This window comes from Pseudonocardia sp. (assembly GCF_050250275.1).
GTDB lineage: Bacteria > Actinomycetota > Actinomycetes > Mycobacteriales > Pseudonocardiaceae > Pseudonocardia.
Window position 1 is genome coordinate 50,292 of record NZ_JBFWOY010000039.1, and the last position, 7,033, is coordinate 57,324.

The window sequence follows — 7,033 nt, forward strand, 5'->3', positions numbered from 1 at the left end:
CGGCGCGCCGACCGTTGCCGAACGGCCCCTCTAGAGTCGCCGAGGTGTCGGCCCGCGAGCTCGTCGTCCTCGGAACGGCCAGCCAGGCGCCGACCCGCCACCGCAACCACAACGGCTACCTGCTGCGCTGGGACCGCGAGGGGCTGCTGTTCGACCCCGGTGAGGGCACGCAGCGGCAGATGCTCTTCGCGGGCGTCGCGAGCAGCGCGGTCACCCGGATCTGCCTGACGCACTTCCACGGCGACCACTGCCTCGGGGTGCCGGGTGTCGTGCAGCGGCTGTCGCTGGACAGGGTCGCCCACCCCGTCGTCGCGCACTACCCGGAGTCCGGCGCGCACTGGTTCGCGCGGCTGCGCCACGCCACCTCGTTCCACGAGGTGGCCGAGCTGCGCGAGGAACCCGTCGCCGCCGACGGGCCGATCGCCACCGGCGCGTTCGGCACGCTCACCGCGCGGCGGCTCGACCATCCCGTGGAGTCGTTCGGGTACCGGCTCGACGAACCCGACGGCCGCCGCATGCTTCCCGACCGGCTCGCCGCCGCGGGGGTCACGGGCCCGGCGGTGTCGCGGCTCGCCCGCGACGGGAGCGTCGACGCCGGCGGGCGGACGGTGCGGTTGACCGACGTCAGCGCGCCGCGGCCGGGCCAGTCGTTCGCGTTCGTGATGGACACCCGGCTCCGTGCGGGCGTCGACGAACTGGCCGCGGGCGTGGACATGCTGGTCATCGAGTCGACGTTCCTGCACGCCGACGCGGGTCTCGCGGACAGCTTCGGGCACCTGACGGCCCGGGAGGCGGGGGAGGTGGCGGCCCGCGCGGGCGTCGGCACGCTGGTGCTGACCCACTTCTCGCAGCGCTACCGTGACCCCCTGGCGTTCGCCGCGGAGGCCGCGGAGGTGTTCGACGGCCCGGTCGTCGTGGCCACGGACCTGATGCGCATCCCGGTCCCGCCGCGGCGGCTGCGCTGATGCGGCTGTTCGTCGCGCTGCTGCCCGCCCCGGCGACGGTCGAGGCGATCGACGCCGCCGTCGCGCCGGTCCGGGCCGCGCGGCCGGGGCTGCGCTGGGTCACCCCGGACAGGTGGCACGTGACGCTGGCGTTCCTCGGTGAGGTGCCCGACGAGCGTCGTGACGACCTGGCGGAACGCCTCGGCCGCGCCGCCCGCAGGGCCGCGCCGTTGCGGCTGGTGGTCGACGGCGCCGGCCGGTTCGGCGACCGCACGCTCTGTGCGCGCGTCGACGGTGACCGTGAGCGACTGCGCCGCCTCGCCGAGGCCGCGCAGGCCGCCGCCGCCCGGGCGCGGATCCGGGTGGAGCGCACCAGGTTCCGGGCGCACCTCACGCTCGCGTCGGCACGCCCGCCCGACTCCGTCCGTGACGCCGCCGCGGAGCTGGACCCGTTGCTGCGCAACGGCCCGGAGGAGACCGTCACCCAGCTGTGTGTGGTGTGGAGCCGGCTGGGGAGAGGACCCGGCGGAACTCCCCGTCACGAGACGGTGGCCACGTGGCGTCTCGGTGGTGACCACTAGTCGAACAGTCGTTCGAGTTGTCCACAGGATCGTCCACAGCTGTGGAACGGCACTCGCCCCGATCAGGCGCCCGGGCCAGGATGTGGACCATGGCAACGGAGAAGACGGCGGGACGCGGGACCGTCAGGTGGGGGATCATCGGCCCCGGCCGCATCGCGGCGAAGGTGGTGCGCGACTTCGGCCACCTCGACGCCGCCGAACCCGTCGCGGTCGCGTCCCGCTCCGCCCATCGTGCGGCCGCGTTCGCGGCCACGCACGGCATCGCCCGGCCCCACGGCTCCTACCGCGCGATCCTCGACGACGACGGGGTCGACGCCGTGTACATCGCCACGCCGCACCCGCAGCACCGGGCGATCGCGCTGGCGGCGATCGCCGCGGGCAAGGCCGTCCTCGTCGAGAAGGCGTTCACCGTCACCCCGGCCGCGACCCGGGAGGTGGCCGACGCGGCGCGCGCCGCGGGGGTGTTCGCGATGGAGGCGATGTGGACCCGGTTCCAGCCGGCGATCGTCCGGCTCCGTGAGCTGATCGCCGACGGCGCGATCGGCGAGGTCCGGTCCGTCCAGGCGGATCTGGGGGTGAGCCAGCCCTACGACCCGGACGACCGGTACTACGACCCGAGGGTCGGCGGTGGCGCCCTGTTCGACCTGACCGTCTACCCGATCTCGTTCGCGCAGATGGTCCTCGGCGAGCCCGACGAGGTCGTCGCGCGCGGCCTGCTCGCCCCGTCCGGGGTCGACACCGAGGAGTCGGTGCTGCTCACCTTCCCGGGGGGCCGGACGGCGACGCTGTTCACCAGCCTGCAGTGCCCGACGCCGGGGCACGCGCGGGTCGTCGGCACCGAGGGCTGGATCGACGTGCCGCCCCGGTTCCACCATCCCGACCGGGTCGTCCTGCGCCGGCACGGGAAGGACCCCGAGGAGCTCGTCGCGCCCGCCACCGGCGGTGGCTACTTCCACGAGCTGGAGGAGGTCACCGCCTGCCTGCTCGCGGGGCGTACCGAGAGCGCGGTGATGCCGCTCGCCGACACGATCGCGGTCCAGGACGTGATGGGCCTGGTCGCCGAGCAGCTCGGCATCGACCCGCAGGAGGGCCCCGCCGAGCTGTGAGCCGGGGTCGGCGGGTCAGACGCGGCGGGCGCTCGTCATCGGGAAGTCGCTGAGCGGGGAGACCTGTACGGGCTCGCCCTCGGTCGTCGCGTTCACGACCTTGCCGTCGCCGATGTAGATCCCGACGTGGCTGATCGGTGAGTAGAAGAACACCAGGTCGCCCGGCTTCAGCTCGGACCTCGACACCGGGGTGCCGACCTGCGACATCGCTGCCGCCGTGCGCGGCAGGGTCACACCCATCTGCTGGAACGCGTAGTGGACGAGCCCGGAGCAGTCGAACGCCGAGGGTCCCGCGGCGCCCCACACGTAGGGCTTGCCGACCTGCTGCAGCGCGACCTGCGCGGCGGCGGCGCTCTTCCCGGACGCGGTGACCGCGGGTACGGCGCGGGCGGCGGCCGGGGCGCGGGTCGTGGTGGTCGTGGCCCGGGTCGACGGGCCTGCCCCGGTGCTGCTGCCGTCGCCCCGGGCGGACGCGGTGGTGCGGTCGCCGGCGCCCGCCGTCGGCAGCGCCTGCGTGATCGGGGACGGCGGGGCGGACGACGGGGAGCGCACCGGGTCCGGCCGCGTCGGCAGGGCGGCCTGGTGCGCGAGGTCGAGGTCGGAGGAGGCGTTGTCGGCGGGTGACGGTCCGCTGTTGGACAGCGACACGACCGCGGCCGCGGCGGCGCCGACGATCGCGACCGATGCCATCGTCGCCGTGACGACGGCCAACTGCCGGGTGGGCCGGCCACGACCGGCGTTGCCGAGGGTGGTCGGCGACCCGGTCCTGCCGGTGACGGGCCGGTCGATGTCGGAGTAGGGCTCGTCCTGGGTGACGAGCGCGGTGTCCTCGGCGTCGGGGACGGCCCGGTGGACCGTGGTGACGTCGGCGGCCGCGGTCACGGTGGTGGCGGCGACACCGAACGGATCGGTCTCGGGCTCGTCGTCCGGGCCGGAGCGGGGCCCGACGAACCGGGTCGCGCCACCCGTGGCGCCGGGCGCCCACGGGTCGTCGTCGACGGGGCCGCGCGGCTGCAGGGGCAGGACCGTCGTGTGGGGAGCGACGTCGTCGTGGTGGCGGCGCGGGGCGGGGACCGCGGTGGTCGGGTCGGCGGCCGGGGCCCATGCATCGTGGGCCGCGCGCGGGGCCGGGGGCGGGGGCAGCGGCGGGCCGAAGGCGAGGCGGCGGGCCTTGGCCAGCACCTCGGGCGCGACGGCGACGGTGCGGCCGACACCGAACTCGGCGACCGGGCCCATGTGCGAACGGGCGGGCCACTCGGCGAGGCGGTGTGCACCGGACGAGCTGTCCGGGCGTCGGGGCCCGGGGACGGCGGGCAGTTCGAGACCGAACGACAGGATGACGTCGGCGACCTGACGGACGGGCACGGCGTCGGTGGTCGCGTCGGCCACGCGCTGGGTCATGGAGGCGTCCTCGCCGTCGGCCGCGCGACGCTGCGCGGCTCCGCCCCTGTCTCGCGGGCGCCCGGGGGAGCGATCGGCGGGGCGTGTGACGGCCGATCGGGCGCGCCGTCCCGGGAACTACTCCGGGCGACGTCCTGACCCTATCTCCACGATCGAGTGATCCGAAGTGGGCTCGGCGCGTGTCTTCGGCGACCGGTCGTGTTCGCGCGACGGCGAACGAGTGGCGATCAGCGCTCCCACTCGGTGACCGGGTGGAGCGTCAGAGCCGACGCGCGCTGTTGAACGGCATGTTCGCCATCTTCGAGATCTTGACGGGCTGGCCCGCCGTCGACGCGTGGAGGATGTTGCCGTTGCCCATGTAGATGCCGACGTGGCTGACCGGGGAGTAGAAGAACACCAGGTCGCCGGGCTGCAGCTGGGACTTGCTCACCGGGGTGCCCATCCGCGACTGCGCCGCCGACGAGTGCGGCAGGCTCATGCCGACCTGCTTGAACGCCCACAGCACCAGGCCGGAGCAGTCGTAGGCGGACGGACCCGCGGCGCCCCACACGTAGGGCTTGCCCTGCTGGGTCAGCGCGGCGCGCAGCGCCGCGGCACCCTTGCTGCTGCCGGCGACGACGGTCCCGGCACCACCGGCGTCGCCGCCTGCGCCGGCGCCGGCGCCGTGGGTGGTGCGCTGCGGGGCCCGGGCGGCGGCGATGATCTGCGTGGCGTCGGCGCGGTGCTTGTCGGCCGCCTCGGCGACCTTCTTGGCCACCGTGTCGGAGACGCCGCTGAGCTGCACCTGCGGCACGGCGTCGGCGGGCTTGGCCAGCTCGATGCGCTGGGTGGCCTGGTCGACGGCCGCGGAGAGGTCGGCGGCGGTGTCGTGGGCGGTGAACCCGCCGGTGGCGGCGACGATGGCGGCGGTCGCGCCGAGCACGGTCGCGGACGCGGCGGCCACGGCACCCTGGTGCGGGATGCCACCGAGGCGGGTGCGGCGGGCCTGCTCGACGGCGAAGGCCGCGGTGGAGCCGGCGAGCCCGGCAGGCGCGGCGGAGGCGCGACGGACGCCGGTGCGGTCGGTCGCGATCGAGTGCAGCTCGGCAGCGCTCGTGGCGTCGCCGCGGGCTCCGCTGTCGTCGGTGGAGTCCTCGACCGCCGAGTGCTCGACCGTGGAGTTCTCGGCCGCGGACCCGTCGGCCGCCGGGACCACGGTGAGCGGGGCCCGGTCGTGCGCGTCGAACAGCGCGTCGCCGGCGAGCCCGGTGTCGTCGGTCGCGGGGAACTCGGCGAGCAGCGCGGCGACCCGGGCACGGACCTCGTCGCTCGCGGCCTGCGCTGCCTCGTCGGCCCGGACGGGATCGAGGGCCGGGGCGCTCCACCCGGTCGCGAACCAGTCGGGCCGCCCGGTCGGCTGGGCGGGGATGAGCGGGGTGTCGATCAGGGGGTGAGCGGGGCGGTCGACGTCGGCACGCGGCGACGGCACGGCGGTGCCGTGGCGCGGACGGCCGGTGGGGGCCGACGGCAGCTCGATGCCGAACTGTGCGATCAGCTCGCTGGCGGGGCGGGGGGTACGGGTAGCGCCGGGTTTGTCGAGCAGGGCGACAGCACGGTGCGTAGCCATGTAGCGGTCCTTGCCGTCATACGGGCGAGGAGGTTGGGGAGCGACCTCGTCCGTACCTGCCCCGGGAAGCGCGGGCACCTGGGGGAGTGTCGGCGGGCAGGTGGAGACGGCCGACCAGGCGCGTCGCCCGGCATGAGCACCGGGCGGCGACATGAAAGTAACCACTCCGTGATGAGATCTGCAGCAACCACGCCGATGTGATGCGGCGACCGGTGGTGACTGCACGTCAGCGTATGGACGTACTGCGACGAGCGGTCAACGGCGTGCGTGTCGGTGCGACGAACGGTCGACTGACCGCTTGCAGTGCGGGATCACCCGCTCGTCGTGGAGTCGCTCCAGTGGCCGGCGCGCTCGTAGAGCGGACGCAACGACTCGAGGTGCTGCCGCATGGCCGACTCGGCCTGGTCCGCCCGGCCGGACGCGATGTGGTCCGCGACGACGGCGTGATCGGCATCGACGGAGGCCCATTCGGCCTGGTCTACGGCGGTGCGGTCGAGGCTGGTGCGCAGCACGTCGGACACCGGCTGGCCCATCAGCGTGAACATGAGGTTCCCGGTGGCCATGAGGATCGTCGTGTGGAAGTCGAGGTGCGGCACGAAGCCGCTGGGGTCGCGCGGATCGTGCGGGGCCCGCACGGCGGCCCGCACGGCCTCGACGGTGTCCGGGTCGGCGCGTTCGGCGGCGAGCCGCGCGGCGGCGGGTTCGAGGAGCAGCCGGGCCTCGAGCAGGTCGGCGAGCCCGAGCCGCGGGGTGCGGACGAGGACCCCGAGCGACTCGCCGAGCGCGGTGACGACCCGCTGCGGATCGGGCGCGGCGACGAACGAGCCGCCGTGCACCCCGCGCCGGGTCTCGACGAGGTGCTGGCTCGTCAGTGAGCGCAGCGCCTCGCGGACGGTGCTGCGGCTGACCGCGAAGGAGTGGCTGAGCTCGGCCTCGTTGGGGAGTCGCGACCCGGCCGGGAGCAGCCCGCCGACGATCTGGGTGCGCAGCTCGTCCGCGACCTGCTGGTATGCGGGCCGGTCGCGGCGCACCTGCAGCCGCGGGGCGCGGTCGGACGGGTCGGCGGGCACGGCTGAAAGCCTATCTGCCGGTTGACCCCAAAATGTCAGACGTTTAGCGTGAGTTGCGTTGCGCCGACGTGGAGGTGGTCGTGGTGAGGCCGTTGGAGGACGTGCGGATCATCTCTTTGGAGCAGTACGGCGCGGGGCCGTTCGGGTCGATGCATCTGGCCGAGCTGGGTGCGGACATTGTGAAGGTCGAGGACCCGGCTGTTGGTGGGGACGTGGGCCGGCACGTCCCGCCGTTTGCCGAGGACGGGGACTCGTTGTTCTTCGAGTCGTTCAACCGGGACAAGTCGTCGGTCACTCTCGACATCCGCACCCGGGAGGGTCGTGG

General features: G+C 74.6%; 7 protein-coding genes. 4 read left to right on the top strand and 3 right to left on the bottom strand.

The window, feature by feature from the left end:
- Positions 1-44 precede the first annotated feature (44 nt).
- The 3 genes from AB7F12_RS27585 to AB7F12_RS27595 all read left to right on the top strand — a co-directional run bounded on the left by AB7F12_RS27585 (position 45) and on the right by AB7F12_RS27595 (position 2,631).
- On the top strand, positions 45-965 hold the full coding sequence (locus tag AB7F12_RS27585; RefSeq protein WP_428500927.1) for a ribonuclease Z: 921 nt from the start codon (positions 45-47) through the stop codon (positions 963-965).
- Positions 965-1,525, top strand: a complete 561-nt coding sequence (gene thpR, locus AB7F12_RS27590) for an RNA 2',3'-cyclic phosphodiesterase (RefSeq protein ID WP_428500926.1) — start codon at positions 965-967, stop codon at positions 1,523-1,525. The genes AB7F12_RS27585 and thpR overlap by 1 nt, the downstream gene beginning before the upstream one ends.
- An 89-nt stretch (positions 1,526-1,614) precedes the next feature.
- The gene (locus tag AB7F12_RS27595; protein ID WP_428500925.1) at positions 1,615-2,631 is read left to right on the top strand and encodes a Gfo/Idh/MocA family protein; all 1,017 of its coding nucleotides are present in this window, start codon (positions 1,615-1,617) and stop codon (positions 2,629-2,631) included.
- 15 nt (positions 2,632-2,646) lie between these two features.
- Here the strand turns inward: AB7F12_RS27595 and AB7F12_RS27600 are convergent, their stop codons facing one another.
- The 3 genes from AB7F12_RS27600 to AB7F12_RS27610 all read right to left on the bottom strand — a co-directional run bounded on the left by AB7F12_RS27600 (position 2,647) and on the right by AB7F12_RS27610 (position 6,708).
- Positions 2,647-4,032 (bottom strand): C40 family peptidase, encoded by a 1,386-nt coding sequence (locus AB7F12_RS27600; RefSeq protein WP_428500924.1) that lies wholly within the window; start codon positions 4,030-4,032, stop codon positions 2,647-2,649.
- A gap of 259 nt (positions 4,033-4,291) precedes the next feature.
- Entirely contained in the window at positions 4,292-5,638 is a 1,347-nt protein-coding gene (locus AB7F12_RS27605) for a C40 family peptidase (protein ID WP_428502874.1), read from the bottom strand.
- Positions 5,639-5,949: 311 nt separating this feature from the next.
- Positions 5,950-6,708, bottom strand: a complete 759-nt coding sequence (locus AB7F12_RS27610) for a FadR/GntR family transcriptional regulator (RefSeq protein WP_428502873.1) — start codon at positions 6,706-6,708, stop codon at positions 5,950-5,952.
- 83 nt (positions 6,709-6,791) lie between these two features.
- On the opposite strand from AB7F12_RS27610, the gene AB7F12_RS27615 reads away from it, so the two are divergent.
- On the top strand, positions 6,792-7,033 hold a 242-nt coding region (locus tag AB7F12_RS27615), incomplete at its 3' end, for a CoA transferase (RefSeq protein ID WP_428502872.1).

What these genes read in the sequence shown, in the direction of transcription:
- thpR (WP_428500926.1), top strand. Translation starts at nt 965, where the DNA reads ATGCGGCTGTTCGTCGCGCTGCTGCCCGCCCCGGCGACGGTCGAGGCG.
- AB7F12_RS27595 (WP_428500925.1), top strand. Translation starts at nt 1,615, where the DNA reads ATGGCAACGGAGAAGACGGCGGGACGCGGGACCGTCAGGTGGGGGATC.
- AB7F12_RS27600 (WP_428500924.1), bottom strand. Translation starts at nt 4,032, where the DNA reads ATGACCCAGCGCGTGGCCGACGCGACCACCGACGCCGTGCCCGTCCGT.
- AB7F12_RS27605 (WP_428502874.1), bottom strand. Translation starts at nt 5,638, where the DNA reads ATGGCTACGCACCGTGCTGTCGCCCTGCTCGACAAACCCGGCGCTACC.